This window comes from Streptomyces sp. NPDC059247, from assembly GCF_042754005.1.
Taxonomy (GTDB): domain Bacteria; phylum Actinomycetota; class Actinomycetes; order Streptomycetales; family Streptomycetaceae; genus Streptomyces.
In genome coordinates, this window is the sequence record NZ_JBHYZW010000004.1 from 177983 (window position 1) to 203494 (window position 25512).

General features: G+C 73.0%; 24 protein-coding genes. 13 read left to right on the plus strand and 11 right to left on the minus strand.

Features of this window, described 5'->3' with window-relative positions; translation table 11 throughout:
- Window positions 1-149 precede the first annotated feature (149 nt).
- From ACFXGN_RS10705 to ACFXGN_RS10720, 4 genes are all read right to left on the minus strand, one after another.
- On the minus strand, window positions 150-833 hold the full coding sequence (locus ACFXGN_RS10705; RefSeq protein ID WP_384856262.1) for a DUF4166 domain-containing protein: 684 nt from the start codon (window positions 831-833) through the stop codon (window positions 150-152).
- On the minus strand, window positions 830-1600 hold the full coding sequence (locus ACFXGN_RS10710) for a hypothetical protein (RefSeq protein WP_384856264.1): 771 nt from the start codon (window positions 1598-1600) through the stop codon (window positions 830-832). The genes ACFXGN_RS10705 and ACFXGN_RS10710 overlap by 4 nt, the downstream gene beginning before the upstream one ends.
- 183 nt (window positions 1601-1783) lie before the next feature.
- The gene (locus tag ACFXGN_RS10715) at window positions 1784-2080 is read right to left on the minus strand and encodes an MTH1187 family thiamine-binding protein (protein WP_384856267.1); all 297 of its coding nucleotides are present in this window, start codon (window positions 2078-2080) and stop codon (window positions 1784-1786) included.
- Window positions 2077-2424: a DUF3817 domain-containing protein gene (locus ACFXGN_RS10720; protein WP_384856269.1), complete on the minus strand. Its 348-nt coding sequence runs from the start codon at window positions 2422-2424 to the stop codon at window positions 2077-2079. Before ACFXGN_RS10720 ends, ACFXGN_RS10715 begins: the two co-directional genes overlap by 4 nt.
- A gap of 111 nt (window positions 2425-2535) precedes the next feature.
- Between ACFXGN_RS10720 and ACFXGN_RS10725 the strand changes: the two genes are divergently transcribed.
- The 4 genes from ACFXGN_RS10725 to ACFXGN_RS10740 all read left to right on the plus strand — a co-directional run bounded on the left by ACFXGN_RS10725 (window position 2536) and on the right by ACFXGN_RS10740 (window position 5166).
- Window positions 2536-3174, plus strand: a complete 639-nt coding sequence (locus ACFXGN_RS10725) for an AIM24 family protein (RefSeq protein WP_384856271.1) — start codon at window positions 2536-2538, stop codon at window positions 3172-3174.
- Window positions 3174-3824, plus strand: a complete 651-nt coding sequence (locus ACFXGN_RS10730) for an AIM24 family protein (protein ID WP_384856274.1) — start codon at window positions 3174-3176, stop codon at window positions 3822-3824. Before ACFXGN_RS10725 ends, ACFXGN_RS10730 begins: the two co-directional genes overlap by 1 nt.
- Complete coding sequence (locus ACFXGN_RS10735) at window positions 3821-4606, plus strand: AIM24 family protein (RefSeq protein WP_384856276.1); 786 nt, start codon at window positions 3821-3823, stop codon at window positions 4604-4606. The genes ACFXGN_RS10730 and ACFXGN_RS10735 overlap by 4 nt, the downstream gene beginning before the upstream one ends.
- 83 nt (window positions 4607-4689) lie before the next feature.
- Window positions 4690-5166 (plus strand): MarR family winged helix-turn-helix transcriptional regulator, encoded by a 477-nt coding sequence (locus ACFXGN_RS10740; protein ID WP_384856279.1) that lies wholly within the window; start codon window positions 4690-4692, stop codon window positions 5164-5166.
- Window positions 5167-5417: 251 nt separating this feature from the next.
- Here ACFXGN_RS10740 and meaB read toward each other — a convergent pair whose 3' ends face one another.
- Window positions 5418-6374, minus strand: coding sequence for a methylmalonyl Co-A mutase-associated GTPase MeaB (gene meaB, locus ACFXGN_RS10745; protein ID WP_384856282.1), 957 nt, complete (start codon window positions 6372-6374; stop codon window positions 5418-5420).
- Window positions 6375-6407: 33 nt separating this feature from the next.
- Complete coding sequence (locus ACFXGN_RS10750) at window positions 6408-7628, minus strand: acetyl-CoA C-acetyltransferase (RefSeq protein WP_384856285.1); 1221 nt, start codon at window positions 7626-7628, stop codon at window positions 6408-6410.
- A 137-nt stretch (window positions 7629-7765) separates the two neighbouring features.
- Here ACFXGN_RS10750 and mce point away from each other — a divergent pair, with 137 nt between their 5' ends.
- The 7 genes from mce (at window position 7766) to ACFXGN_RS10785 (ending at window position 17890) form a co-directional block, all read left to right on the plus strand.
- A complete protein-coding gene (mce, locus tag ACFXGN_RS10755; RefSeq protein WP_384856288.1) occupies window positions 7766-8218 on the plus strand; it encodes a methylmalonyl-CoA epimerase in 453 nt (150 codons plus the stop codon).
- A gap of 215 nt (window positions 8219-8433) precedes the next feature.
- Window positions 8434-12825 carry a polarized growth protein Scy gene (gene scy, locus ACFXGN_RS10760; RefSeq protein WP_384856291.1) on the plus strand — a complete coding sequence of 1464 codons (4392 nt, stop codon included), beginning with the start codon at window positions 8434-8436 and terminating at the stop codon, window positions 12823-12825.
- A gap of 114 nt (window positions 12826-12939) precedes the next feature.
- Entirely contained in the window at window positions 12940-13875 is a 936-nt protein-coding gene (locus tag ACFXGN_RS10765) for a cellulose-binding protein (protein ID WP_351782066.1), read from the plus strand.
- Window positions 13876-13963: 88 nt separating this feature from the next.
- The gene (locus tag ACFXGN_RS10770) at window positions 13964-14932 is read left to right on the plus strand and encodes an ATP-binding cassette domain-containing protein (RefSeq protein WP_384856293.1); all 969 of its coding nucleotides are present in this window, start codon (window positions 13964-13966) and stop codon (window positions 14930-14932) included.
- Window positions 14933-14935: 3 nt separating this feature from the next.
- Window positions 14936-15715 carry an ABC transporter permease gene (locus tag ACFXGN_RS10775; protein WP_384856296.1) on the plus strand — a complete coding sequence of 260 codons (780 nt, stop codon included), beginning with the start codon at window positions 14936-14938 and terminating at the stop codon, window positions 15713-15715.
- Window positions 15716-15914: 199 nt separating this feature from the next.
- Window positions 15915-17057 carry an ABC transporter ATP-binding protein gene (locus ACFXGN_RS10780; protein WP_384856299.1) on the plus strand — a complete coding sequence of 381 codons (1143 nt, stop codon included), beginning with the start codon at window positions 15915-15917 and terminating at the stop codon, window positions 17055-17057.
- On the plus strand, window positions 17054-17890 hold the full coding sequence (locus ACFXGN_RS10785; protein ID WP_384856302.1) for an ABC transporter permease: 837 nt from the start codon (window positions 17054-17056) through the stop codon (window positions 17888-17890). Before ACFXGN_RS10780 ends, ACFXGN_RS10785 begins: the two co-directional genes overlap by 4 nt.
- A gap of 11 nt (window positions 17891-17901) precedes the next feature.
- On the opposite strand, the gene ACFXGN_RS10790 is transcribed toward ACFXGN_RS10785, so the two are convergent.
- Window positions 17902-18231, minus strand: coding sequence for an ATP/GTP-binding protein (locus ACFXGN_RS10790; RefSeq protein ID WP_366442300.1), 330 nt, complete (start codon window positions 18229-18231; stop codon window positions 17902-17904).
- A gap of 196 nt (window positions 18232-18427) precedes the next feature.
- Here ACFXGN_RS10790 and ACFXGN_RS10795 point away from each other — a divergent pair, with 196 nt between their 5' ends.
- On the plus strand, window positions 18428-19462 hold the full coding sequence (locus ACFXGN_RS10795) for an LLM class flavin-dependent oxidoreductase (RefSeq protein ID WP_384856304.1): 1035 nt from the start codon (window positions 18428-18430) through the stop codon (window positions 19460-19462).
- A gap of 261 nt (window positions 19463-19723) precedes the next feature.
- Here ACFXGN_RS10795 and ACFXGN_RS10800 read toward each other — a convergent pair whose 3' ends face one another.
- Complete coding sequence (locus tag ACFXGN_RS10800; RefSeq protein ID WP_384856306.1) at window positions 19724-20116, minus strand: SCO5389 family protein; 393 nt, start codon at window positions 20114-20116, stop codon at window positions 19724-19726.
- A gap of 250 nt (window positions 20117-20366) precedes the next feature.
- Here ACFXGN_RS10800 and nucS point away from each other — a divergent pair, with 250 nt between their 5' ends.
- Window positions 20367-21035 carry an endonuclease NucS gene (nucS, locus tag ACFXGN_RS10805; RefSeq protein ID WP_384856308.1) on the plus strand — a complete coding sequence of 223 codons (669 nt, stop codon included), beginning with the start codon at window positions 20367-20369 and terminating at the stop codon, window positions 21033-21035.
- 72 nt (window positions 21036-21107) lie between these two features.
- Here the strand turns inward: nucS and ACFXGN_RS10810 are convergent, their stop codons facing one another.
- The 3 genes from ACFXGN_RS10810 to ACFXGN_RS10820 form a co-directional block, all read right to left on the minus strand.
- On the minus strand, window positions 21108-23915 hold the full coding sequence (locus ACFXGN_RS10810) for an ATP-binding protein (RefSeq protein WP_384856311.1): 2808 nt from the start codon (window positions 23913-23915) through the stop codon (window positions 21108-21110).
- Window positions 23916-24129: 214 nt separating this feature from the next.
- Window positions 24130-24453 (minus strand): STAS domain-containing protein, encoded by a 324-nt coding sequence (locus tag ACFXGN_RS10815; RefSeq protein ID WP_384856313.1) that lies wholly within the window; start codon window positions 24451-24453, stop codon window positions 24130-24132.
- Window positions 24454-24577: 124 nt separating this feature from the next.
- Window positions 24578-25426 carry a 3-hydroxyacyl-CoA dehydrogenase family protein gene (locus ACFXGN_RS10820; protein WP_384856316.1) on the minus strand — a complete coding sequence of 283 codons (849 nt, stop codon included), beginning with the start codon at window positions 25424-25426 and terminating at the stop codon, window positions 24578-24580.
- Between the last annotated feature and the right edge of the window lie 86 nt (window positions 25427-25512).

Genomic DNA, 25512 nt, shown 5'->3' on the forward strand with positions numbered 1-25512 from the left:
GCCGGGCGCGCTGGACACGCTGGACGCACCGGCGGCGCCGGTGGCACTGGGCGTGCTGGCGGCGCTGGCGGCACCAGCCGCACCAGCCGCACCAGCCGGGGCCGTACCGGCCCGCGCTCCCGTCCTGCCTGTCCCGTCCGCCCCGCCGTTCACGCCCGTACCTCCTCGCGCACCGGGCGCAGCCCCTCGCGCACCCCGTGGGAGCGTACGTCGGCGTACTCGGCGGTGAAGGACCCCTCGTATCCGAAGAGCGGCCCGAAGTAGCGGTTGACCACCCGTACCCGGATGCGGAAGCGGCCGGTGCGCTCGTCGAAGGACTCCCGCACCTCGGCCCGCCCGCCGAACAGTTCCGGCACCCGTACGTCCACCGGGCCCTCCCGGAACCGGTGTTCCCCGGAGCGCAGGAGGAGGGAGCCGTCCGGCTCGGCGGACAGGCGCAGTTCGCTGGCGAGGTGCTGATGGGTGCCGAGGTAGTCGAGGACGCAGCCGCGCTCGGGGCTGTGGACCATCGTGGCGTCGAAGCGCCGGGGCCCGCCGGGCAGGGCGAAGGTCCGCACGAAGGTGACGGTCTCCCGCCCGAAGGAGTCGAGGTACGGCACGTTCTCGATGGTGAAGGGGACGTCCCGGCCGGTGCGGGGCAGCAGGATGTTCCGCCGTCCGCCGAGCGCGAGGAAGGGCTTCACGAGGGCCCGCCCGTGCCAGACGCGGTCCATGGTGCCGCGCCCGACGCAGAGTTCACCGCTCGCGAGCCCCACGGAGAAGCGGCGCCGCAGCTCGGGATGGAGCCGCTCGAAGGCCGCGTCGCCCATGGCGGTGCGGAAGATCGAGGTCACGACGGGTCCTCGGGAGCGGTGGTGCGGTGGTCCCCCGCGCCGGGCGGGGCCAGGGTGGCGAGGAGCCGGGGCTCCCGGGCGGTGGCGGGCGGGGTGCGCAGACACCGCCGGGCCGCCGGTGCGCGGGACGACGGAGGTACGAGGACGGCGGCGGCGAGCCCGAGGACCGCGAGCGGCACCGCGAAGAGCGGCGGGAGGCCCGGCGGCAGGACGGTGGCGGTGAGCGGCGCGGCCACCAGGAGGACGCGGGCGGCGAGTTCGAGGAGCCAGCGGTCGCGGGAGCGGGCGGGCGCGATGTCCCGTTCGCACCAGAGCCGCAGCCGGTCGAACGACCAGGCGGTGGCCCAGCCCATGAGGGGCCGCAGGAACAGCCGGTCGACGACCCGGCCGAAGCGGCCCCAGCGGGGGCGGTAGTCGTAGCCGGTGAGGAAGCGGACGCCGTCCGGGGTGGGGACGAACCGCCAGTAGCCGCTGCCCTCGGCGAGGAGCGAGCGGGGGTCGGACGAGGAGAAGCGGAGGGCGGAGACCCGGTCGCCGCCGGCCCGGTGGCGCTCCCCCGCGGAGACACCGGTGCCGACGACGACCAGGAAGGGCAGGACGCGGGTCGCGTACCGGAAGCGCTCGGGCCCCTCCCCGGGGCCGGTCCGCGACAGCGGCGAGATCTCGGTGAACCTCAGATCCCACCGCTGCTGACGACCGGGCTCCCTGGTGTGGTCCCAGAGCGTCTCCAGATCCGTGCGGATCCGGGTCTCGACGTAGACACCCATGACGTTCCCCCCGCCCTCACAGGCTTTTGAGCACTCGCTCAAAACCGCCCACGGCCGAAGGTAGCCGATTTTGAGCAAGTGCTCAACCATGAGCCACGAAGAAGCCCCCGGCCCCTGGAACGTCGAGTTCCAGGAACCGGGGGCTTCCCGCGCGCACCGGTACGGCGGGGCCGCGCGGGCGGGTCAGCCTCCGGCGAGGTGGCGCTCGACGGTCTCCACCTTGGCGGTGAGTCCGTCGGCCACGCCGGGCCTGATGTCCGCCTTGAGGACCACGGAGACGCGCGGGGCGCGCGCCTCCACGGCGGCGACGGCGCGCTTCACCACGTCCATCACCTCGTCCCACTCGCCCTCGATCGAGGTGAACATCGCGTCGGTGCGGTTCGGGAGCCCGGACTCGCGGACGACCCGGACGGCGTCGGCGACGTACTCGCCGACCTCCTCCCCGACGCCCAGCGGGGTCACCGAGAAGGCGACGATCACGCCTTCACGTCCTCGGCCCCGGCCCGCACGCGGGAGGCGACGACCGCGTCCTGCGCCTCGCGCTTCAGCTTCCGGTCGGCGTAGAAGCCGCCCAGCGGCAGCACCGAGAGGACGAAGTACAGCGCGGCGGTCCCGAAGCTCCACTTGGTGCGGTTCCAGGCGTCCAGCCAGAAGAGCACGTACAGGACGAAGAGGATGCCGTGGATCGCCCCCATGACCGGCACCGCGTTGAAGTCCGTGGTCCGCTTCAGCACGGAGCAGACGAGCAGCAGCAGGAACGACACGGCCTCCGGGGCGGAGACGAGCCGGAGCCGGTGGAGGGAGGAAGCGGTCTTGATGTCCACGGAGGGGGTCACCTTCGTTCGATCTTGTGAACGGATGCACAAGGGCGGGCCCGTCCATTGTGCACGCCGACTTTGCTGTCCCTTTAGGCGGGTCCCCAGTACCTTCGGCCCGTGGCAACGTTCCGGCTCCAGGGCAGCAAAGTGCTCGCCGTCTCCATGACAGGCGACTCCGTCAAGGCGAAGAACGGCTCGATGGTCGCCTACGACGGCCAGATGGCGTTCAAGAAGATGAGCGGCGGCGGTGAGGGACTGCGGGGCATGGTGACCCGTCGGCTCACCGGCGAACAGATGGAGGTGATGGAGGTGCGCGGCCAGGGGACCTGCTGGTTCGCCGACCGGGCCTCCGAGATCAACCTCGTCTCCCTGCACGGCGACAGACTGTGGGTGGAGGCGAGCAATCTGCTCTGCGCCGACGCGGGGCTGCGCACCGGCACCACCTTCACGGGGCTGCGCGGCGGGGCCACCGGGAACGGTCTGTTCACCACGACCGTCGAGGGCACCGGCCAGGCCGCGATCGTGTCCGACGGCCCGGCGGTGGTGCTGCGGGTGACTCCGCAGTACCCGCTCCAGGTGGACCCGGGGGCGTACATCGCGCACCAGGGCGACCTCCGGCAGCACTTCCAGTCCGGGGTGACGTTCCGCACGTTCCTCGGCGAGGGCGGCGGCGAGGCGTTCCAGATCCGCTTCGAGGGGGACGGTCTGGTGTACGTCCAGCCGAGCGAGCGGAACACGATCGGGGGTGACGTCTGATGCCGTTCCGTGAGCTCAACGCGAAGGTGGTGGAGGCGACCGTGCTCCCCGGCAGCCGGATGTTCAGCCAGCGTGGCGCGATGCTCGCGTACCGCGGTGACATCACTTTCACGCCGAACACGGCGGGCGGTCAGGGCGGGCTGATGTCGATGATCGGCCGCCGGGTGGCGGGCGAGGCGACACCGCTGATGACCGTCGAGGGCAGCGGCACGGTGATGTTCGGGCACGGCGGCCACCACATCCAGGTGATCGCGTTGACCGGCGACACCCTGTACGTGGAGGCGGACCGGCTGCTCGCCTTCGACGGCACCCTGGAGCAGGGCACGATGTTCCTGGGCTCGCAGGGCGGGGTGATGGGCATGGTCCGGGGCCAGGTCTCCGGTCAGGGCCTCTTCACCACCACCCTGAAGGGCCACGGCTCGGTGGCGGTCATGGCGCACGGCGGAGTGGTCGAGCTGCCGATCGCGCCGGGCCGTCCGGTGCACGTGGACCCGCAGGCGTACGTGGCCCACCACGGCGACGTGCGGAACAAGCTGTCCACCGCGCTCGGCTGGCGCGACATGGTGGGGCGCGGCTCGGGCGAGGCCTTCCAGCTGGAGCTGAGCGGCAGCGGCGCGGTCTACGTCCAGGCTTCGGAGGAGAAGCTGTGAGCACTCCGGTGATCCACGACCCGGCGACCCTGCCGTCGGACGACAACGTGAACCCGTACACCTTCTGCGTGGAGCTCAAGGGGTCGCCCTGGTTCCTGCAGAAGGGCAAGATGATCGCCTACTACGGGCGGATCGAGTTCAACGGCATCGGGCACGGGCGGCTCGACCGGCTCGTGCGGACCGCGTTCCACTCGCCGCTGCACGCGAGCGACTGGGTGGTGGCCGAGGGCAGCGGGAAGATGCTGCTCGCGGACCGGGCGTTCGACGTGAACTCGTACGACCTGGACGAGGGCAATCTGACGATCCGTTCGGGCAATCTGCTGGCCTACCAGCCGACGCTGGCGCTGAAGCAGTCGATCGTGCCGGGGTTCGTGACGCTGATCGGCACGGGGAAGTTCGTGGCGGCGTCGAACGGGCCGGTGGTCTTCATGGAGCCGCCGATGCGGGTGGACCCGCAGGCGCTGGTGGGCTGGGCGGACTGCCCCTCGCCCTGCCACCACTACGACCACGGGTACATGACGGGCGTGATGGGCGGGGTGCGGGCGCTGACGGGCATCGGCGGGACCTCGGGCGAGGAGCACCAGTTCGAGTTCGTGGGGGCGGGCACGGTGCTGCTCCAGTCGACGGAGCTGCTGATGCCGGAGCGCGCGGCGGGGGCGCCGCCGTCCCAGCCGGGCGTCCCGGGCGGCCACGCGCCGCACGGTTCCGGCCAGGGCGCGGCGGGTTCGACACCACGTCTTCCCGGCCAGCTCGGGGACCTCCAGCGTCGCTTCGGCCTGTGAGCGGTAGTCTGCGGAGTGTGACGTCCTCGAACGCGCGCTCCCAGACTTCGTCAAGATTTCAACTTCTTAGGTAGAATCGAATCATGGAGACCGAGACCGCCACCCCGTGGCTCACCGACGCCGAGCAGTGTGCGTGGCGCACATTCCTGGACGTCCAGAGAATGCTGACGTACCAGCTGGAGCGGGACCTCCAGCCCTTCGGACTGACGATGAACGACTACGAGATCCTCGTGAACCTCTCGGAGTCCGCCGACCGGCGCCTGCGCATGAGCGACCTGGCGACCGCCACGCTCCAGTCCAAGAGCCGGCTCTCGCACCAGATCACCCGCATGGAGAACGCCGGACTCGTCCGGCGCGAGAACTGCGAGTCCGACCGGCGCGGGCTCTACGCCGTCCTCACCGACGCGGGCATGGAGACCATGCAGAAGGTCGCCCCGTACCACGTCGAGTCGGTGCGCAGGCACTTCGTCGACCAGATCGGCCCGGAGGCCCTGAGCGACCTCCACACCTCGCTGAAGCCGGTCGCCGAGCAGCTGCGCGGACGGCGCGGCAAGCCCTAGCGCCCGCCGGGGCCGTACGGGAGAGGGGCCGGTCCGGGACGACCGGGAGGCCCCTCGCCCACACCGGGGCCCCTTCCGCCGGAGCACCTTGCGCCGGAGCCGGTCCCGGCCGCCCGCCGGTACCGGGCCCGGACCGTCGCCGGACCGGACCCGGACCTTCTTCGGACCCGGACCAGTGCCGGTTCCGGACCGGTCCCGGCCCACCGGACCGCTCCCGGACCGCTGGGCCGGTCCGCCTGGTCCGCCCGGTCTCAGCCGCCCGTCAGGCTCGTGATCAGCTCGTCCGAGGCCGCGTAGGGGTCCAGGGCGCCCGCCACGATCCGCTCCGCCAGCGCGTCCAGGCGCCGGTCGCCGTGCAGATCACCGATCCGCTCGCGCAGGGCCGTGACCGCGATGGTCTCCACCTCGCGCGCCGCGCGGGCCCGGCGGCGCTCGGCCAGGACCCCGTGCTCCTCCATCCAGGCGCGGTGCTTCTCCAGCGCCTCGACGACCTCCTCGATGCCCTCGCCGCGCGCCGCGACCGTCTTCACGATCGGCGGGCGCCAGTCGCCCGGCGCCCGCGCCTCGCCGAGGCCCAGCATGTGGTTCAGCTCGCGCGCGGTGGCGTCCGCGCCGTCCCGGTCGGCCTTGTTCACCACGTACACGTCGCCGATCTCCAGGATGCCCGCCTTCGCCGCCTGGATGCCGTCGCCCATGCCCGGTGCGAGCAGGACGACCGAGGTGTCCGCCTGGGAGGCGATCTCCACCTCCGACTGCCCGACGCCGACCGTCTCCACCAGGATCACCTCGCAGCCCGCCGCGTCCAGGACGCGAATGGCCTGCGGGGCCGACCAGGCGAGCCCGCCGAGGTGGCCGCGGGTCGCCATGGACCGGATGTAGACGCCGGGATCGGAGGCGTGCTCCGACATCCGCACCCGGTCCCCGAGCAGCGCTCCCCCGCTGAACGGCGAGGACGGGTCGACGGCGAGCACACCGACCCGCCTGCCCGCCCGGCGGTACGCGGAGACCAGCGCGGACGTCGACGTCGACTTGCCGACGCCGGGCGAACCCGTCAGACCCACCACGTACGCGCCGCCGGTGAGCGGCGCCAGCGCCGCCATCACCTCGCGCAGTTGCGGGGACGCCCCCTCCACCAGCGAGATGAGCCGGGCCACGGCCCGCGGCCTGCCCTCCCGTGCCTGGGCGACCAGAGCGGGGACGTCCACCATGTGCAGAGCTCCTTGCCGACGTGCCGGAGTGACTTACTTGCCGGAGGCCCGGGAGGTCCCGGGGACGCGGACGATCAGCGCGTCGCCCTGTCCGCCGCCGCCGCAGAGGGCCGCCGCGCCGACACCGCCGCCGCGCCGCTTCAGTTCGAGGGCCAGGTGCAGCACCACCCGGGCACCGGACATGCCGATGGGGTGGCCCAGGGCGATGGCGCCACCGTTGACGTTCACCTTCTCGGGGGTAACGCCGAGGTCCTTCATTGACTGCACGGCGACCGCGGCGAAGGCCTCGTTGATCTCGATCAGATCGAGGTCCCCGACGGTCAGCCCCTCCTTCTTCAGAGCGTGCAGGATCGCGTTCGACGGCTGCGACTGGAGCGAGTTGTCCGGGCCCGCCACATTGCCGTGGGCGCCGATCTCGGCGATCCACTCCAGGCCCAGCTCCTCCGCCTTGGCCCTGCTCATCACGACCACGGCGGCGGCGCCGTCGGAGATCTGGGAGGAGGTGCCCGCGGTGATCGTGCCGTCCTTCGCGAAGGCCGGACGGAGCTTGCCCAGCGACTCGACGGTGGTCTCCGCGCGGATGCCCTCGTCCTTGGCGAAGACGACCGGCTCGCCCCTGCGCTGCGGGATCTCGATCGGAGTGATCTCCGCCTCGAAGACGCCGTTCTTCTGGGCCGCCGCCGCGCGCTGGTGCGACAGCGCGGCGATCTCGTCCTGCTCGGGGCGGCCGATGCCGAGGCGGGTGTTGTGCTTCTCCGTGGACTCGCCCATGGCGATGCCCTCGAAGGAGTCGGTGAGACCGTCGTGCGCCATGGAGTCCAGCATCTCCACCGCCCCGTACTTGAAGCCCTCGCGGGACTTCGGCAGCAGGTGCGGGGCGTTCGTCATGGACTCCTGGCCGCCCGCCACCACGATGTCGAACTCACCGGCGCGGATCAGCTGGTCCGCGAGCGCGATGGCGTCGAGACCCGACAGACACACCTTGTTGATCGTGAGCGCGGGAACGCTCATCGGGATGCCCGCCTTGACGGCCGCCTGACGGGCGGGGATCTGCCCGGCGCCCGCCTGGAGCACCTGGCCCATGATCACGTACTGCACCTGGTCGCCGCCGATGCCGGCCCGGTCCAGGGCGGCCTTGATCGCGAAGGCGCCGAGCTCGGCGCCCGAGAAGGACGCGAGCGAGCCGAGGAGGCGACCCATGGGCGTACGGGCGCCCGCGACGATCACTGAGGTGGTACCGGTCGTTCCAGACATGAGGCACGGCCCCTAGGGATGAGAAGTGAACGAGGGTTTACCGCCAATGTACTGAGGGCCGCCGCACCCGGTCACCGGCCGGACGGTGTGACGGCGCGCACGTTGCGTAACCACCGCTCCGGCGTTGCACTGGACCCATGCTGACGCGTATCGACCACATCGGGATCGCCTGTTTCGACCTGGACAGGACCGTCGAGTTCTACCGTTCCACCTACGGCTTCGAGGTGCACCACTCCGAGGTCAACGAGGAGCAGGGCGTCCGCGAGGCCATGCTCAGGATCAACGGGACCTCCGACGGCGGCGCCTCCTACCTCCAGCTCCTGGAACCGACCAGGGAGGACTCCGCCGTCGGCAAGTGGCTCGCCAAGAACGGCGAGGGCGTCCACCACATCGCCTTCGGCACCGAGGACGTCGACGGCGACGCCGAAGCCGTGCGCGGCAAGGGCGTCCGCGTCCTCTACGACGAGCCGCGCAGGGGCTCCATGGGCTCCCGGATCACCTTCCTCCACCCCAAGGACTGCCACGGCGTCCTCACCGAACTGGTCACCTCCGCCGGGCCCTCCGCCGACCCCTCGTCAGCGGAGCACTGACCTCCGGATTCCTGGGCCGGTAGAGTGGGCGGCTCCGGGCCGGGGCCGGTCGGGGCCGCTCGCGCGGCATCGAAGTCGGGATGTCGGGCTCGTCCGATCTGCCACGATTCCCCGGGGGCCCGTCCTCGGCCGTGAGGACCGGGCTCACAGGAGTGTTGCGACCAGGGTTGGGGTCTCCCCTGCTCGAAGAGCTCGGGGAAGGATGGGACCGCGCAGTGCGGGGCTACGAACGCCAGGAGAGCCACCGAGCTGAAGACGACCATCTCGCCAGGTTCGAAGCCGAGATGGACCGGCTGAAGACCGAGCGCGAGAAGGCCGTCCAGCACGCCGAGGACCTCGGATACCAGGTCGAGGTCTTGCGCGCCAAGCTCCACGAGGCGCGCCGCACCATCGCGTCCAGGCCCGCGTACGACAGCGCCGACATCGGCTACCAGACCGAGCAGATGCTGCGGAACGCCCAGGCCCAGGCCGAGCAGCTCCGCCAGGACGCCGAGCGCGAACTGCGCGACGCCCGCGCCCAGACCCAGCGCATCCTCCAGGAGCACGCCGAGCACCAGGCCAGGCTCCAGGCCGAGCTGCACACCGAGGCCGTCCAGCGCCGCCAGCAGCTCGACCAGGAGCTCAACGAGCGCCGCCAGACCGTCGAGGCGCACGTCAACGAGAACGTCGCCTGGGCCGAACAGCTCCGCGCCCGCACCGAGGCCCAGGCCCGCCGCCTCATGGAGGAGTCCCGCGCCGAGGCCGAGCAGTCGCTCGCCGCCGCCCGCGCCGAGACCACCCGCCTCGCCGAGGAGACCAACCGCCGGGCCGTCGCCGAGGCCGAAGCGGCCCGCGCCGAGGCCGAAGCGATTCTGCTGCGCGCCCGCAAGGACGCCGAGCGGCTCGTCGGCGCCGCCTCCAGCCAGGCCCAGGAGGCCACCAGCCACGCCGAGCAGCTCCGCTCCGCCGCCACCGCCGAGACCGACCAGGCCCGCCGCCAGGCCACCGAGCTCTCCCGCGCCGCCGAGCAGCGCATCCAGGAGGCCGAGGAGAAGCTGCGGCTCGCCACCGCCGAGGCCGAGAGGTCCCTCACCGAGGCCAAGGAGGCCGCCGCCCGGCAGCTCGCCACCGCCGAGTCGGTCAACGAGCAGCGCACCCGGACCGCGAAGACCGAGATCGCCCGGCTCGTCGGCGAGGCCACCAAGGACGCCGAGGCCCTCAAGGCCGAGGCCGACGAGAAGCTCCGCGAGGCCACCGCCGAGGCGGAGAAGCTCGTCAGCGAGACCGCGGAGAAGGCCCGCACCGCCGCCGCCGAGGACTCCGCCGCCGCCCTCGCCAAGGCCGCCCGCAGCGCCGAGGAGATCCTCACCAAGGCCTCCGACGAGGCCCGCGAGACCACCCGCAAGGCCTCCGAGGAGGCCGAACGCATCCGCCGCGAGGCCGAGGCCGAGAGCGACCGGCTCCGCGACCGCGCCGAGGAGCAGGCCGACGACCTCCTCGGCTCCGCGAAGGACGACACCAAGGAGTACCGGGCCAAGACGGTCGAGCTCCAGGAGGAGGCCCGGCGGCTGCGCGGCGAGGCCGAGCAGCTGCGCGCCGACGCCGTCGCCGAGGGCGAGCGCATCCGGGGCGAGGCCCGCCGCGAGGCCGTCCAGCAGATCGAGGAGGCCGCGCGGACCGCCGAGGAACTGCTCACCACGGCCCGTACGGACTCCGACGAACTGCGGACCAACGCCGGTGCCGAGAGCGAACGGGTCAGGTCCGAGGCGGCCGAGCGGGCCCGCGCCCTGCGCGCCCAGGCCGAGGAGACCCTGGAGCGCACCCGCGCCGAGGCCGAGCAGCTGCGCGCCGACGCCGAGGAACAGGCCGATTCCGTACGGACCACGGCGGAGGAGACCGCCGCCGGACTGCGCGCCGACGCCGAGCGGGCCGCCGAGGCCCGCCGCGCGGAGGCCGCCGACGAGCTGGCCCGGCTGCACGCCGACGCCGGGGCGAAGGTCGCCGCCGCCGCCGAGGAACTGACCGACGCGCGCACCGAGGGCGAGCTGATCCGCCGCGAGGCCGCCGAGGAGACCGAGCGGCTGCGGACCGAGTCCGCCGAGCGCGTCCGCACCCTCCAGGAACAGGCCGGGCAGGAGGCCGAGCGGCTGCGCGCCGAGGCCGCGGAGGACGCCGCCACCACCCGTACCGAGGCCGAGACCGCCGCCGTACGGCTGCGCACCGAGGCCGCCGGGGAGTCGGAGCGGCTGCGGTCGGAGGCCCAGGAGAGCGCCGACCGGGTCAGGGCCGAGGCCGCCGCCGCCGCCGAGCGGGTCGCCGCCGAGGCCGCGGAGGCGCTGGCCGCCGCGCAGGAGGAGGCCGTCCGGCGTCGCCGGGAGGCCGAGGAGACCCTGGAGTCGGCCCGTTCCGAGGCCGGCCGGGAGCGCGAGAACGCCCGCGAGCGGTCCGAGGAACTGCTGGCCGCCGCCCGCAAGCGGGTCGAGGACGCCCAGGCCGAGGCCCAGCGCCTGGTCGAGGAGGCGGACGCGCGGGCGACCGAGATGGTCGCCGCCGCCGAGCAGACCGCCCAGGAGGTACGGGACTCGGTGGCCGGTCTGCGCGAGCAGGCCGAGGAGGAGATCGCCGGACTGCGCGGCGCCGCCGAGCACGCGGCGGAGCGGACGCGGACCGAGGCGCGGGAGGAGGCGGACCGGGTCCGCGTCGACGCCTACGAGGAGCGGGAGCGGGCCGCCGAGGACGCGACCCGCACCCGGGAGCGCGCCCAGGAGGAGACCGAGGCCGCGAAGGCGCTGGCCGAGCGGACCGTCGCGGACGCGATCACCGAGGCGGAGAAGCTGCGTTCGGACACCGCCGAGTACGCGCAGCGGGTACGGACGGAGGTCACGGACTCGCTGGCCTCGGCCGAGCAGGACGCGGCGCGGACGCGGGCGGACGCCCGGGAGGACGCGAACCGCATCCGTTCGGAGGCCGCCGAGCGCGCCGACGCGGCCGTCGGCGAGGCCCGTACGGAGGCGGAGCGGATCGGCGCCGAGGCCGAGCGGGTCCTCGACGAGGCCCGCGCAGCCGCCGACAAACGGCGCGCCGACGCCGCCGGACAGGCCGACGCCCTCATCACCGAAGCCACCACCGAGGCCGAACGGCTCACCACCGAAGCCCTCGAACTCATGGAGACCGCCGAACAGGACGCCCACCGGCTCCGCACCGAGGCCGAACAGGTCAAGGCCGACGGCGAGGCGCACGCGGAGGCACTCCGGGCGGCGGCGGTGGCGGACGGCGAGCGGGTCCTCGACGAGGCCCGCGCAGCCGCCGACAAACGGCGCACCGACGCCGCCGAACAGGCCGACGCCCTCATCACCGAAGCCACCACCGAGGCCGAACGGCTCACCACCGAAGCCCTCGAACTCATGGAGACCGCCGAACAGGACGCCCACCGGCTCCGCACCGAGGCCGAACAGGTCAAGATCGACGGAGAGGCGCACGCGCAGGCCCTGCGGAACGCGGCCCTCGCGGACGGCGAGCGGGTCCTCGACGAGGCCCGCGCAGCCGCCGACAAGCGACGCACCGACGCCGCCGAACAGGCCGACGCCCTCGTCGCCGAGGCGAATTCCGAGGCGGAGCGGATCACCCGCGAGGCGGGCGAGCTCTCCGACGCGGTCACGGCGGACGCGCGCGCCGAGGCCGAGACCACGGTGGGCTCCGCCCGGCAGGAGGCCGAGCGGCTGCGCACCGAGGCGGAGCGGGTGCGGGAGGACGCCGGGTCGGCGGCCGAGCAGATGCGCTCGGAGGCCCGCGAGGAGGCGGACCGGACGCTCGACGAGGCGCGGGAGGCCGGGGCCCGGAAGCGTTCGGACGCGGCCGGGCAGGCGGACCAGCTCGTCGCCAAGGCCCAGGAGGAGGCGCTGCGCGCCACCACCGAGGCCGAGACGCAGGCGGACACGATGGTCGGCGCGGCCCGCAAGGAGGCCGAGCGGATCGTGGCCGAGGCGACCGTGGACGGCAACTCGCTGGTGGAGAAGGCCCGTACGGACGCCGACGAGCTGCTCGTCGGGGCCCGTGGCGACGCGACCGCCATAAGGGACCGGGCCGAGGAGCTGCGGAGCCGGATCGAGGGCGAGATCGAGGAGCTGCACGAGCGGGCCCGCCGGGAGAGCTCCGAGCAGATGCGGACGGCCGGCGAGCGGGTCGACAAGCTGGTGAAGGCCGCGACGGAGCAGCGCGCCGAGGCCGAGGAGAAGGCCAAGGAGCTTGCCTCAGAGGCGAGTTCGGAGGCGAGCAGGGTCCGGATCTCGGCCGTGCGGAAGGCCGACGGGCTCCTCAAGGAGGCCGAGCAGAAGAAGGCCTCGCTCATCGCGGAGGGCGAGGTCCTCAAGACGGAGGCCGAGCGGATCCTGGCCGAGGCGCGGGCCGAGGCGGAGGCGACGGTCGCGGAGGGCCGGCGCGAACTGGAGGCCCTGGTGCGGCGGCGCAAGGACATCAATACCGAGATCTCCCGTGTCCAGGACGTACTGGAGGCGTTGGAGTCTTTCGAGACACCGGCGGCCGGGGCGAAGTCGGCGGGCGGGATGGGGGCCAAGGCGGGCGTGACCGCGGGTTCCACCCGTTCGGGTGGCAAGTCCCAGGACGGGTAGCCACTCAAAAGGCTGGACATTCTCCAGATCAAACGGGCATACGCTCGATGACACGCCGCTTAGGCCCCTAGGATTCCCTCTAACACCTCACCGGTCTCATTCGACAGGAAACCCATGAGCGACACATCCTCCCCCTTCGGCTTCGAGCTCGTGCGGCGCGGTTACGACCGCGGTCAGGTGGACGACCGCATTACCAAGCTCGTGTCCGACCGTGACGGCGCCTTGTCCCGCATCACCTCCCTGGAGAAGCGGATCGAGGAGCTCCACCTCGAGACGCAGAACGCGCAGGCCCAGGTCTCCGACGCCGAGCCGTCGTACGCGGGGCTCGGCGCCCGGGTCGAGAAGATCCTCCGGCTCGCCGAGGAGGAGGCGAAGGACCTGCGCGAGGAGGCCCGTCGCGCCGCCGAACAGCACCGTGAGCTGGCCGAGTCGGCGGCCCAGCAGGTGCGCAACGACGCGGAGTCGTTCGCGGCGGACCGCAAGGCGAAGTCCGAGGACGAGGGCGTCCGGATCGTCGAGAAGGCGCAGGGCGAGGCCAACACCATGCGCGCCGAGGCGCAGAAGGACGCGCAGTCGAAGCGCGAGGAGGCGGACGCCCTCTTCGAGGAGACCCGCGCCAAGGCCGCTCAGGCCGCCGCGGACTTCGAGACCAACCTGGCGAAGCGCCGGGAGCAGTCGGAGCGCGATCTGGCGTCGCGTCAGGCGAAGGCCGAGAAGCGGCTGGCGGAGATCGAGCACCGCGCCGAGCAGCTCCGGCTGGAGGCCGAGAAGCTGCGGACGGACGCGGAGCGCCGGGCCCGTCAGACGGTGGAGACGGCGCAGCGTCAGGCCGAGGACATCGTGGCCGACGCGAACGCCAAGGCCGACCGCATCCGCAGCGAATCGGAGCGTGAGCTCGCGGCCCTGACGAACCGCCGGGACTCGATCAACGCGCAGCTGACCAACGTCCGCGAGATGCTGGCGACGCTGACGGGTGCCGCGGTCGCGGCGGCCGGTTCGCCGATCGACGACGAGCGCGCGGCCGGCGTCCCGGCCCAGCAGTCCCGCTGACACCGTCGCGGAGACGCTTCGAGAGCGTCATGAAAACCCCTCGTCATTCCGGTGGCGGGGGGTTTCGCGCACCCTTAGGTTGGTACGCATGATCGAGCTTGAGGGTTTGACCAAGCGCTACGGGGCGAAGATCGCGGTCGACCATCTCTCCTTCCGGGTGCGTCCCGGTGTGGTGACCGGCTTCCTCGGGCCGAACGGGGCGGGCAAGTCGACGACGATGCGGATGATGCTGGATCTGGACAACCCGACGAGCGGGTCGGTCAGGATCGACGGGAAGCACTACCGGGAGCTGGCGGAGCCCCTGAAGTACATCGGGGCGCTGCTCGACGCGAAGGCGATGAACGGCGGGCGCTCGGCGTACAACAACCTGCTGTGCCTGGCGCAGTCGAACCGCATCCCAGAGCGCCGGGTGGGCGAGGTGCTCGATCTGGTGGGGCTGGCGGCGGTCGCGGGGAAGAAGTCGAAGGGGTTCTCCCTCGGCATGGGGCAGCGGCTGGGGATCGCGTCGGCGCTGCTCGGCGATCCCGAGATCCTGATGTTCGACGAGCCCGTCAATGGTCTGGACCCCGAGGGAATTCACTGGATCCGCAATCTGATGAAGGCGCTGGCGGCGGAGGGCCGGACGATCTTCGTTTCCAGTCATCTGATGAGCGAAATGGCGTTGACGGCAGATCATCTGATCGTCATCGGGCAGGGAAAACTGCTGGCCGACACGTCGATGGCGGATTTCATCCAGGAGAATTCCAGAAGTTATACGCGCTTGCGGTCGCCGCAGCGGGAGCGGCTGCGGGACGTGCTGCACGCGGCGGGCTTCCTCGCGGTCGAGGCCAGCAACGGGACCCTTGAGGTGGACGGGGCGACGACCGAGGAGCTGGGCGAGCTGGCGGCGGCGCACGGTCTGGTGCTGCACGAGCTGAGTTCTCAGCGCGCCTCGCTCGAAGAAGCGTTCATGCAGATGACGGCCGGAGCGGTGGAGTACCACGCGCACGGCACCGACGTACACGGCGGCGCTCCGGCGCCGGGCCCCCGGTGGGGCACGACCTCCGAGGGAGCCTGAACGATGGCAGCGGCATCCGCGGTCCTGCGGTCGGAGTGGACCAAGATCCGGACGGTGTCCTCGACCGTGTGGACGCTGGCGAGCGCCCTCGTCGTCACGGTGGCGATGGGCGCGGGGCTGAGTGCCCTGGTGAACTCGACCTTCGACCAGCTCGGCGAGGCGGAGCGGCTCACCTTCGACCCGACGGTGGTCAGCTTCTCGGGGATGGTCCTGGGGCAGCTGGCGATGGTGGTCTTCGGTGTCCTGGTGGTGGGCAGCGAGTACTCCTCGGGCATGATCCGCACCTCGCTCGCGGCCGTTCCGCAGCGGACGACGTTCCTCCTGGCGAAGGTGGCGGTGGCGGGCGTGCTCGCGCTGCTGGTGGGCCTCGCGACGAGTTTCCTCGCGTTCTTCCTCGGGCAGGCGCTGCTCGGCGGGCACCGGGCGTCGATCGGTGACGACAACGTGCTGCGGGCGGTGTTCGGCGCCGGGCTCTATCTGGCCCTGATCGCGCTGTTCTCGATGGGGGTGACCGCGATGCTGCGGTCCTCGATGCTCTCGCTCGGCATCCTGGTCCCGTTCCTCCTGCTGATCTCGAACATCCTGACGGCGGTGCCGAAGGCCAAGGAGGTGGCCCGTTTCTTCCCGGACCAGGCCGGAAAGAAGATCATGCAGGTCGTGCCGGACGCGATGAACGCGCAGCAGACCCCCTACGGGCCGTGGGGCGGGCTCGGGATCATGGTGCTCTGGGTGGTGGCGGCGCTCCTCGGCGGCTGTCTGGTGCTGCGGAAGCGGGACGCCTGACCGTCCGGCGCCCGCTCCTGACTCTCCGGAGTCGGCCCCCTGGGGGAAAACCCTGAACGTTCCCGGGGAGACCGCCCGGAGGCCGTCTCCACTTGGCCGGAACCGTCAACAGCTGGATAAGCTCCTAGCTCATACGGGGGGCTCCGGCCTACGGCCGCCACGCCCCGACACGGATGTGACCTGTCGATGGGGCTGGAGAATGATCGAGGCAGTCGGCCTGACGAAGCGCTATGGCGCCAAGACGGCCGTGTACAACCTTTCCTTCCAGGTGAGGCCCGGCGTCGTCACCGGTTTCCTGGGGCCGAACGGCTCCGGGAAGTCGACGACGATGCGCATGATCCTGGGGCTCGACCGGCCGACCTCGGGGCAGGTCACGATCGGTGGCCACCCCTTCCGGCAGTTGCCGAACGCTCCCCGGCAGGTCGGCGCGCTCCTTGACGCCAAGGCCGTGCACGGCGGGCGGAGCGCCCGGAGCCACCTGCTGTCGCTGGCGCAGCTCGCGGGCATCCCGGCGCAGCGCGTCGACGAGGTCCTCGGGGTCGTCGGCCTCCAGGACGTGGCCAAGCGGCGCTCCAACGGCTTCTCCCTGGGCATGGGCCAGCGGCTCGGCATCGCGGCGGCGCTCCTGGGCGACCCGCAGGTGCTGCTCTTCGACGAGCCGGTCAACGGCCTGGACCCGGAGGGCATCCTCTGGGTCCGCAACCTGATGAAGAAGCTGGCCGCCGAGGGGCGGACGGTCTTCGTCTCCAGCCACCTGATGAGCGAGATGGCGCTCACCGCCGACCATCTGATCGTGATCGGCCGGGGGCAGCTGCTCGCGGACATGAGCGTGACGGACTTCATCTCGGCGAACTCGGCCGACTTCGCCCGGGTCCGCACCCCGGAGACGGACCCGGTCGCGCGGGAGAAGCTGACGGCGGCGCTGACGGGGGCCGGCGGGCAGGTGCTGTCCGAGCCGGACGGCGCGCTGCGGGTGACCGGGCTGCCGCTGCCGAGGATCAGCGACCTGGCGCACGGCACGGACGTGCGGCTGTGGGAGCTCTCCCCGCACCAGGCGTCGCTGGAGGAGGCGTACATGCGGATGACGCAGGGCGCCGTGGACTACCGCTCCACCGACGACCGGCTCGCGCACCTCCAGGCGCCGCTCCAGCCGGGTCAGCCGGGGTACGGGACGCCGCCCCCGCAGGTGGTCGGCGAGGTGCCGCAGCAGGGCTGGTACGCCCCGCCGCCGCCCGGACAGAACCCGTACGCCGGGGGCCCCGGTCAGCCGGCCCCGGGCCCGTACGCCTCCCCGCAGCCGAGCAGCCCGCAGTCGGGCGACACCCCCAAGGACGCCCGATGACCGCCCCCGCCCCCGCCCCCGCCCCGCAGCCGTACACCTACGTCTCCCCGATCCCGGTGCGCCGGGCGCACCTCGGTGACGCCCTCGCCTCCGAGTGGACGAAGATCCGCTCGGTGCGGTCGACGCTGTGGACCCTCGGGGTCATGGTCCTGCTGATGGCCGGCATCGGTCTGGGGGTGGCGGCGATCGCCGCGTCCTCGAACGCTCCGATGGGCGAGGAGTCGGCGCTGGCCTTCGGGTTCTTCGGGATGCTGCCCGCGTCGATCTGCGTGATCACGCTGGGGGTGCTGACGGTGGCCTCCGAGTACGGCACCGGCATGATCCGTACGACCCTGACGGCCTGCCCGAGCCGGGCGCGGGTGCTCACGGCGAAGGCGGCCGTGTTCTTCCTGCTGGTCTTCACGGTGACCACCGTGACCGCCTCGCTGGTGGCGGCGGTGCAGGTGGCCCTGGTGGACACGGCTGCGGCCCCGTCGACGGGCGAGTGGCTGCGGGCGACGGTGGGCGCGGGCGCCTATCTGGCCGTCCTCGGTCTGCTGGCGCTGGCGTTCGGCACGCTGATCCGGCACTCGGCGGGCGCGATCACGGTGATGATCGGTCTGCTGCTGCTTCCGCTGGTGGCGGCGCTGTTCATGTTCTCCGAGGCGCTGCGCTCCGTGCAGGAGTGGCTGTTCACCTACGCGATCCCCTCGCAGATGATCGCGCTGTACGCCACGAAGCCGCCGCTCGGCGACAGCGGTCCGGCGGGCTGGGAGCCGCTGGGCATCCTCGCCGGGGTGACGGCCGTGGCCCTGGGCGGCGCGTACGCCCTGCTGAACAGCCGGGACGTGTGACGGCCCGGACCTCAGTGCCTGGGAGCGTTGCGGGACCGCTGCACCTTGGTGGTGCGGCGGTCCTTCGCGTTCCAGCAGGCCTTGTGCCAGTGCCGCCGGTCGTCCACTCCCCCGTACTCCGGCCAGGCGACCACGTGCGGGGCGCCGCCCGGGATCTCCTGGTCGCAGCCGGGGCAGCGGTAGCGCTTGCCGGGTGAGCTGGCCCCGGCGACGAGGCGGACGTACCACTCCTCGCCCTGCCAGCTCTCGGTGCGCTGCACGCCGCCGTACCGGTCGCCGTGGTCGCCCGGCTGCTGTTCGGGCTTCTCGCCGCCTCGGGAGCGGTTGTGGCGCGGGGACACGGGCACACCTCACGGGGTATGGGAACACGGACCGTTCCTTCAAGCCTACGGGCCGCGACCCGGTGCCCCCGGCCCCACTGAACCGGCTTAGCCGAAAATCGCAAGAACTTCATGAACGGCCGTTGCCTTTGGCACGTGTCAGGCGTTGATGCCCGTACGAGGGGGGAACGGGCAGGCCGCAAGGAGGCAGCAAGCGATGCGCGTGGGTACGTTCGTTCTGGCCGCCCAGTTCCCGGGCCAGGGACAGGGGGAGGCGCTGCACCGGGCGGTGCGGACCGCCGAGGTCGCCGAGGAGGCGGGCCTGGACTCGGTCTGGCTGGCCGAGCACCACTTCGTGCCGTACGGGGTCTGCCCCTCGGCGATCACCCTGGCCGCGCTGCTCCTGGGCCGCACCCGGCGGCTGCGGGTCGGCACGGCGGTGAGCGTCCTGCCCGCCGTGCACCCGGTCGCCCTGGGCGAGCAGGCCGCGCTGCTGCACCTCACCTCGGGCGGCAGGTTCACCCTGGGGGTCGGCCGGGGCGGGCCCTGGGTGGACCTGGAGGTGTTCGGCACCGGCCTCGGCGCGTACGAGCGGGACTTCCCCGAGTCGCTCGACCTGCTGCTGCGCTGGCTGACCGAGCCGGTCGTCGGCGCCTCGGGAGAGCGGTTCTCCTTCCGCGAGGTCCCGGTCGTGCCCCGCCCCGACGAGCTGATCGGCGGCCCGGCCGCGCCGGAGGTCGTGGTGGCCTGCACCTCACCGAGGGGCGTGCGGCTCGCCGCCGAGCGCGGGCTTCCGATGCTTCTCGGGATGCACTGCGGCGACGAGGAGAAGGCCGAGATGGTCGCCGCCTGGGCGCGCTGCGCGCGGGAGGCCGGGCGGGACCCGGAGGAGACCGCGCGGACCGGCGCCCAGCACGTCTCGGCGGGAGTGGCACAGCTCGCGGACCGGACGGCGGACGCGGCGGAGGCGCTGGTGAAGGCGATGCCGGGCTGGCTGCGGCAGGGCCTCGACGCGCATGTGACGGTGGACGGCAGGAGCCGTGCGATGCGGGACCCGGTGGCGTACACGGAGCTGCTGGCCGGGCTCCACCCGGTGGGCACGCCCCGGCTCGCGGCGGACCGGCTCGCGGCGACGGCCGAGCGCACGGGCATCACCCGCTTCGCGCTGCTCGCCGAGGGCTCGGGCGATCTCGCGGCCACCGAGGAGAACGTGCGGCGGCTGGGCGCGGAGGTCCTGCCGCTGCTGGTCTGAGCGGGGCGCGGTGGTCCCGCGGTGCTGTTCCGGCCGGGGTGCGATGGTCCCGCGGTGCCGGTCCGGCCGGGGCTCGACGGTTCCGCGCCGCCGGTCGGACCGGAGCACGGGGGCCTCGCGCCGCCGGTCCGGCCGGGGCGCGGCGGACGGAGCCCTGCCCGGGGGTGGGGACCGTACCGCCGCTCCGGCACCTCCTCGCGGCGACGCGCGGGGAGTCGCGCGGACCGCTCCTCCCGTGGCGCGGAGCGGCGGCACCGTGTCTCAGCAGTCGCGCAGTTCCGACGACTGGTTGAGGAGCTGGCCCCGGGTCGAGGTGAAGCGGGCGAGCCGCTCGTCCACCGACGGGTCCAGCGGGAACACCGCCACCCGGTGGCAGTTCTGGAAGGCGAGACGCACCCCGAAGTGCCGCTGCAGCGCACCACGGATGGCGTCGCTCGCCAGCGCGCGCAGCAGCTGACCACGTGCCTGCTCATTCGGCGGCGGCGTCTGGTTGTCGGCGAACTCTCCGCCGTCGACCTTCAGCCGGGCCACCAGAGAACTGATCATCTCCCATGCGTAGGGCAGGGAGGTCCGGACGCAGTCGACGAAGTCGGCTTCGTCGACCTCGCCTCGCTCGGCCTGTTCCAACAGGGCCGGTGAGACGTCGAGCGACATGGGTTCTCCTCTCGCGACCCCGCGGACGGGGTCTTGCGGGCAGGGCGAAGGCCGGGGCCGGCCGCCACGCAGCGTGCACGGACGACGACCTCCAGCTTCCACGGTAAGCGCGCAGTCCGGGCCGCACCAGGAGATGGCGAACACAACCGGCTGATAACCGACGGGTGTTCGGCTCAGGAACACTGCCGGGCGGCTCTCGCGCGGTGCCCGAATCGCGCGGACGCTCGCCCGTCTTGTAGCGTTGCGGACCATGCGTCTCGTCATCGCCCGTTGCTCCGTGGACTACGCGGGCCGGCTCACGGCCCACCTGCCCTCCGCGCCCCGTCTGATCCTCGTCAAGGCAGACGGCAGCGTCTCCATCCACGCGGACGACCGGGCGTACAAACCGCTCAACTGGATGTCCCCGCCGTGCACCCTCAAGGAGGGCGCCGACGGCGAGGGCGTGTGGACCGTGATCAACAAAGCGGGCGAGAAACTGATCATCACGATGGAGGAGATCCTCCACGACTCCTCGCACGAGCTCGGCGTCGACCCGGGTCTCATCAAGGACGGCGTCGAGGCGCACCTCCAGGAGCTGCTCGCCGACCGCATCGAGATCCTCGGTGAGGGACACACCCTGATCCGCCGGGAGTACCCGACCGCGATCGGCCCGGTGGACATCCTGTGCCGGGACGCCGACGGGGCCACGGTCGCGGTGGAGATCAAGCGGCGCGGCGAGATCGACGGCGTCGAGCAGCTGACCCGTTATCTGGAGCTGCTGAACCGCGATCCGCACCTGGCACCGGTGAGGGGCGTGTTCGCGGCGCAGGAGATCAAGCCGCAGGCCCGGGTCCTCGCCACGGACCGGGGCATCGGCTGCGTGGTCCTGGACTACGACGCGATGCGCGGCATCGAGGACGACAAGCTGCGGCTGTTCTAGGCAGCGCGGCGGTACGGGAAGGCCCCGGGTGCGGTGGACGCGCCCGGGGCCTTCGCCGTGTCCGTACGCGGGTCAGGCCGACGGCTCCGGAGCGGTGGTGGGACCGTCGCCGCCGAGGGAGGAGGAGGCGGAGTTGCTGGGGCTGCCCTCGCTCTCGGTCGGCGCGGTGGTCGGCGGGGTCGTGGGCGGGGTCGTCGGGGGCGTCGTCGGGGGTGTCGTCTCCGGCGGGGCGGTCGTCCCGGTGGGCGGGGTCGTGTGCGGGGTCGTCGGGCGCGGCGGGGTCGTGGTCGACGGGGCCGTCGTCGTGGGAGCCGTGGTGTCCGGGCTGCCGGAGGAGGACGAGGGGGTGCCGGAGGTGTCCGGGGTGCCGGGGCTGTCCGAGGCCGCCGGGTCCGAGGGCGAGGCGCTCCCGGACTCGGAGGGGCCGGGAGGGCCGGAGCGGGTGGCCCTGCCGGTCTCGCCCGGTTCCGCCGTCTCGCCCTCGGCCGGCACCTCGCCCCCCTCGTCGTCGGGGACGCCCTCGGTCGCCGTGGTGTCGGTGGTGACGTGGTTGTTGGCGGGGTCCACGCCGTTGCCTGAGGTGGCGCCGAGGGTGACGACCGTGCCGAGGACGGCGACGAGCAGCGCGCCCGCGCCGACGGCGGCGAGGTTGCGGCGCGCGCCGCCGACGAGGGTGCGCGCGAAGCCGCCCTTGGGGCCGGGGCCGCCCGCGCCGGGGCGGGTGATCAGGGTGTGGCCCTCGTCGGCGGGGCCGGGGAAGACCGGGATCGGCGAAGGGGCCGTGACCGCGAACGGGGCCGGGGGCGCGAACGGGGCCGGATTCGGGACCGGATTCGGGAACGGGGCCGGATTCGGGGCCGGATTCGGGAACGGGGCCGGATTCGGGACCGGGAAGTGCTTCGCGGTGGGGAGCGGGGCGGTGCGGACGGGTCCGCCCGGCAGCGGGGCGGTGACGGGCTCCGGGCCGGGCAGGGCGGTACGGGCGCGCGGCGGGGCGACGGGTTCCCCGGTACGGGCCGGGGCGGGGTGCTCCCCGGAGAGGTCGGCGACGAGGGCGAGCGCCCGGCGTCCGGCGACGGTGCCGCGCTTGTCGGCGAGCGCTCCGCGCAGCCCGATGGAGGCCTCCAGTTCGGCGCGGGCGCGCTCCAGGTGGCCCGCGCAGAGCGCGAGGACGCCCAGTTCGTGGTGGAAGTACGCCTCCTCGGCGACGTCCCCGGCCAGCCGGGCGGCCTCCTGTCCCGCGCGCAGGGCCCGCTCCCAGGCGCCCCAGTGGAGTGCGGCGGCGAAGGCGGGCGCGGCGGCGCGGGCGAGGAGGACGGCGGTGGCGCGGTGTTCGGCCGCGGGGTCGGCGGGGTGCTCCGTACCGTCGGGGCCGGTGTCGGGGGCGGTGTGGGGGCCGGTTCCGGCGCCCGTACTCGCGGCCTTGCCCGTACTCGTACTCGTACCTGTGCTTGTGGCTGTGCCCGCTCCCGCTCCGGCGCCCGCGACGAGGGCGGACAGGGCCGCGAGGACGGCGTCGGACTCGGCGGCGGCCTGCTCGGGGGTGACGGAGGGGTGGGCGGCCCACCAGGCGTAGTGCTGCGCCACCGTGTGGGCGCGGCCGAGGGCCTCGGTCTCGTACCCCTGGGCGAGGAGCTGGGTCAGTACCCCGGCGGCGAGCCGGTGGCGGGGGCCGACCGGGGAGAGCAGGCCGCAGGCGAGGAGTTCGCCGAGGGCGGCGTCGGCGTGGGTGTCGCCGACGAGGGCGGGGAGGTGGGCGTGGTGCGGGACCTCGCCGCCGAGGGCGACGACGAAGCGCAGGGCCGCCTGGGCGGAGCGGCTGAGGCGGGAGGCGAGCAGCGCGGCGGGGGCGGCGCCCTCGCCGAGGCTCGGAAGGGGTATGTCGCGGAGTTCGACGTCGGGGTCGTCGAGACCGTCGAAGGCCGCGGCGGCGACGACCGCGGCGGCGTCGGGGTCGGTGGGCCCGAAGGCCTCCTCCAGGGCTCCGAAGGCGTCGAACTCGGCGGGGGTGACGCGCAGCCGGTCGCGCTGCCGGAGCAGCGCCCCGGCCTGCACGAAGCGGATCGGCAGGCCCTCGGACTCGAACCAGAGGTCACCGGCCCAGTTGGCCTCCTCGTCGGTGAGGGTGCGGCCGACGGCGCTCTCCAGGAGCGAGAGGGCGGCGCCCCGGCCGAGACCGGTGAGCCGGACCTCCTCGACCTGGGCGTCGGTGGAGGGCGCGGGGACCTCGGGTCCGGCGGCGAGGAGGAAGGCGCACTCGGGGGCGGCGTCGAGGAGTTCGTCGAGGGCGGCGCCGCCGAACTCCAGGTCGTCGACGACCACGACGGCGCCGATCTCGCCGATCCGGTCGAGGAGGAGGTCCCGGCCGGGCCGGTGGCCCTCGGTGCGCAGGACGGTGGTGAACAGTTCGTGGAGGAGTTCGCCGGGGGTGCGGTGGTGGCCGGAGAGCCGGACGACGCCGTCGGGGGCGAGGTCGGCGCAGTCGGCGGCGACGGCGTCGAGGAGGGCGGTGCGGCCGGAGCCGGGGGGTCCGGTCAGCCGGGCGGTGCGGCCCCTGCGGAGGGTGCGGGTCAGCCGTTCGCGCTGCTCCTGGCGTTCGAGCAGGGGCAGTTCGGGGGCGCTGGGGCCGGGCGGGGCGGCGGCGCGGGCGGCCTCGGCGCGCTCCTCCGGGGTGCGGCGGCGGGGGGCGGCGGGTTCCCGGCCGGGCGGGCAGGTCTCGATCTCGCTGCCGTCGACGGGGTTGACGGTGACGAGCAGGTCGCCGGAGACGAGCCGGACGACACGGGCTCGCGCGGGGGCGGGGGTGCCGCGTCCCGCGCGGGCGTCGTCGCCCTCGCTGTCGTGTCCGTACTCCTCCGGCCCCCGGTTGATCGGGTCCATGGTCCAAGCCCCCAAGAAGCGGTGTCCGGTGCCCGCGGGGTGGTTCCGTCAATGTGCGGGCGACCGAACCCTAGACCGTGGCCGGACGGCCGGGAACAGGTGGGGTGCCCCGGAGACCAAGACGTCACGGTCTCGTGAGGATTGAGCGTGACGCCTGTTTCGCACAGCCGCTCCACACTCGTGGGGCACTCCGGTCCCGCCCGTCCCGGGTGTCTCAGACGCGGGGCAGGGACTCCAGGGCGAGGCCGCCCTCGATGGCGAGGATGCGGTGCAGCCGGGTGGCGACGAGCAGCCGCTGCATCTGGGGCGGCACCCCGCGCAGAACGAGACGGCGTCCGCAGCGGCCCGCCCGCCGGTGGACGCCCATGATGACGCCGAGTCCGGTGGCGTCCCAGGAGTCGAGTCCGGTCAGGTCGAGCACCAGGTCGCCGACTCCGCCGTCGACGGCCGAGTGCAGGACCGTACGGGCGTCCGCCGCGCTGCGGACGTCGAGGCGGCCCCCGACGACCAGCTCGACATGGTCGCCCCTGATGTGCATATGCGCTCCCCGAGTGCTCCGTCTTCGCAACAACTGACTGCCGTACCGGCGGAAGTGTTGCGCCCTGTCAGCGAACCGTTACCGATATTCACCCCACGGGGTGAGGCGGGGTGGCGGGTACCGCTCAGTACTTGTAGAAGCCCTGCCCGCTCTTGCGGCCGATGTCACCCGCGTCCACCATCCGGCGCATCAGCTCCGGCGGTGCGAACTTCTCGTCCTGGCACTCCGTGTAGATGTTGTTCGCCGCGTTCACCAGGATGTCGATGCCGGTGAGGTCGGCGGTGGCGAGGGGGCCCATGGCGTGGCCGAAGCCGAGCTTGCAGGCGGTGTCGATGTCCTCGGCGGTGGCGACGCCCGACTCCCGCAGCTTGGCCGCCTCGACGACGAGGGCGGCGATGAGCCGGGTGGTGACGAAGCCCGCGACGTCGCGGTTGACGACGATGCAGGTCTTGCCGACGGACTCGGCGAACCCGCGGGCGGCGGCGAGGGTCGCGTCGCTGGTCTTGTAGCCCCGGACCAGCTCGCAGAGCTGCATCATCGGGACCGGGGAGAAGAAGTGGGTGCCGACGACGGCCTCGGGCCGCTCCGTCACCGCGGCGATCTTGGTGATCGGGATCGCGGAGGTGTTGGAGGCGAGGACGGCGCCGTCCTTGGCGATCCTGTCGAGCGAGCGGAAGATCTCGTGCTTGACGCCGAGGTCCTCGAAGACGGCCTCCACGACGACGTCCGCGTCGGCGACGGCTTCGAGCTCGGTGGTGGCGGTGATCCGGCCGAGGGCGGCCTCGGCGTCGGCCGCGGTGAGCCGGTCCTTGGCGACGAAGCGGTCGTACGAGGCCTTGATGCCGTCGGTGCCCCGGGTGAGCGCGGCGTCGGTGACATCACGCAGGACGACGTCCCAGCCCGCCTGTGCCGAGACCTGCGCGATGCCGGATCCCATGAGTCCGGCCCCGATGACGGCGAGCTTCCTGGCCACGATGTTCCACCCCTCAACGCCTTTTCACTTCTGGCTCTCCGGCGGAGATTAGCGGTCGCGGGGCGCCATGTGACCGTGAAGTAACG

Excerpts from the sequence above, each read along its gene's own strand:
- ACFXGN_RS10795 (WP_384856304.1), top strand. The coding sequence starts at position 18,428 with ATGCGCGTGGGTACGTTCGTTCTGGCCGCCCAGTTCCCGGGCCAGGGA.
- ACFXGN_RS10800 (WP_384856306.1), bottom strand. The coding sequence starts at position 20,116 with ATGTCGCTCGACGTCTCACCGGCCCTGTTGGAACAGGCCGAGCGAGGC.
- ACFXGN_RS10750 (WP_384856285.1), bottom strand. The coding sequence starts at position 7,628 with ATGTCTGGAACGACCGGTACCACCTCAGTGATCGTCGCGGGCGCCCGT.
- ACFXGN_RS10815 (WP_384856313.1), bottom strand. The coding sequence starts at position 24,453 with ATGCACATCAGGGGCGACCATGTCGAGCTGGTCGTCGGGGGCCGCCTC.
- ACFXGN_RS10765 (WP_351782066.1), top strand. The coding sequence starts at position 12,940 with ATGAGCGACACATCCTCCCCCTTCGGCTTCGAGCTCGTGCGGCGCGGT.
- ACFXGN_RS10710 (WP_384856264.1), bottom strand. The coding sequence starts at position 1,600 with ATGGGTGTCTACGTCGAGACCCGGATCCGCACGGATCTGGAGACGCTC.
- ACFXGN_RS10775 (WP_384856296.1), top strand. The coding sequence starts at position 14,936 with ATGGCAGCGGCATCCGCGGTCCTGCGGTCGGAGTGGACCAAGATCCGG.
- ACFXGN_RS10740 (WP_384856279.1), top strand. The coding sequence starts at position 4,690 with ATGGAGACCGAGACCGCCACCCCGTGGCTCACCGACGCCGAGCAGTGT.
- meaB (WP_384856282.1), bottom strand. The coding sequence starts at position 6,374 with ATGGTGGACGTCCCCGCTCTGGTCGCCCAGGCACGGGAGGGCAGGCCG.
- nucS (WP_384856308.1), top strand. The coding sequence starts at position 20,367 with ATGCGTCTCGTCATCGCCCGTTGCTCCGTGGACTACGCGGGCCGGCTC.
- ACFXGN_RS10785 (WP_384856302.1), top strand. The coding sequence starts at position 17,054 with ATGACCGCCCCCGCCCCCGCCCCCGCCCCGCAGCCGTACACCTACGTC.
- ACFXGN_RS10810 (WP_384856311.1), bottom strand. The coding sequence starts at position 23,915 with ATGGACCCGATCAACCGGGGGCCGGAGGAGTACGGACACGACAGCGAG.
- ACFXGN_RS10770 (WP_384856293.1), top strand. The coding sequence starts at position 13,964 with ATGATCGAGCTTGAGGGTTTGACCAAGCGCTACGGGGCGAAGATCGCG.
- ACFXGN_RS10780 (WP_384856299.1), top strand. The coding sequence starts at position 15,915 with ATGATCGAGGCAGTCGGCCTGACGAAGCGCTATGGCGCCAAGACGGCC.
- mce (WP_384856288.1), top strand. The coding sequence starts at position 7,766 with ATGCTGACGCGTATCGACCACATCGGGATCGCCTGTTTCGACCTGGAC.
- ACFXGN_RS10730 (WP_384856274.1), top strand. The coding sequence starts at position 3,174 with ATGCCGTTCCGTGAGCTCAACGCGAAGGTGGTGGAGGCGACCGTGCTC.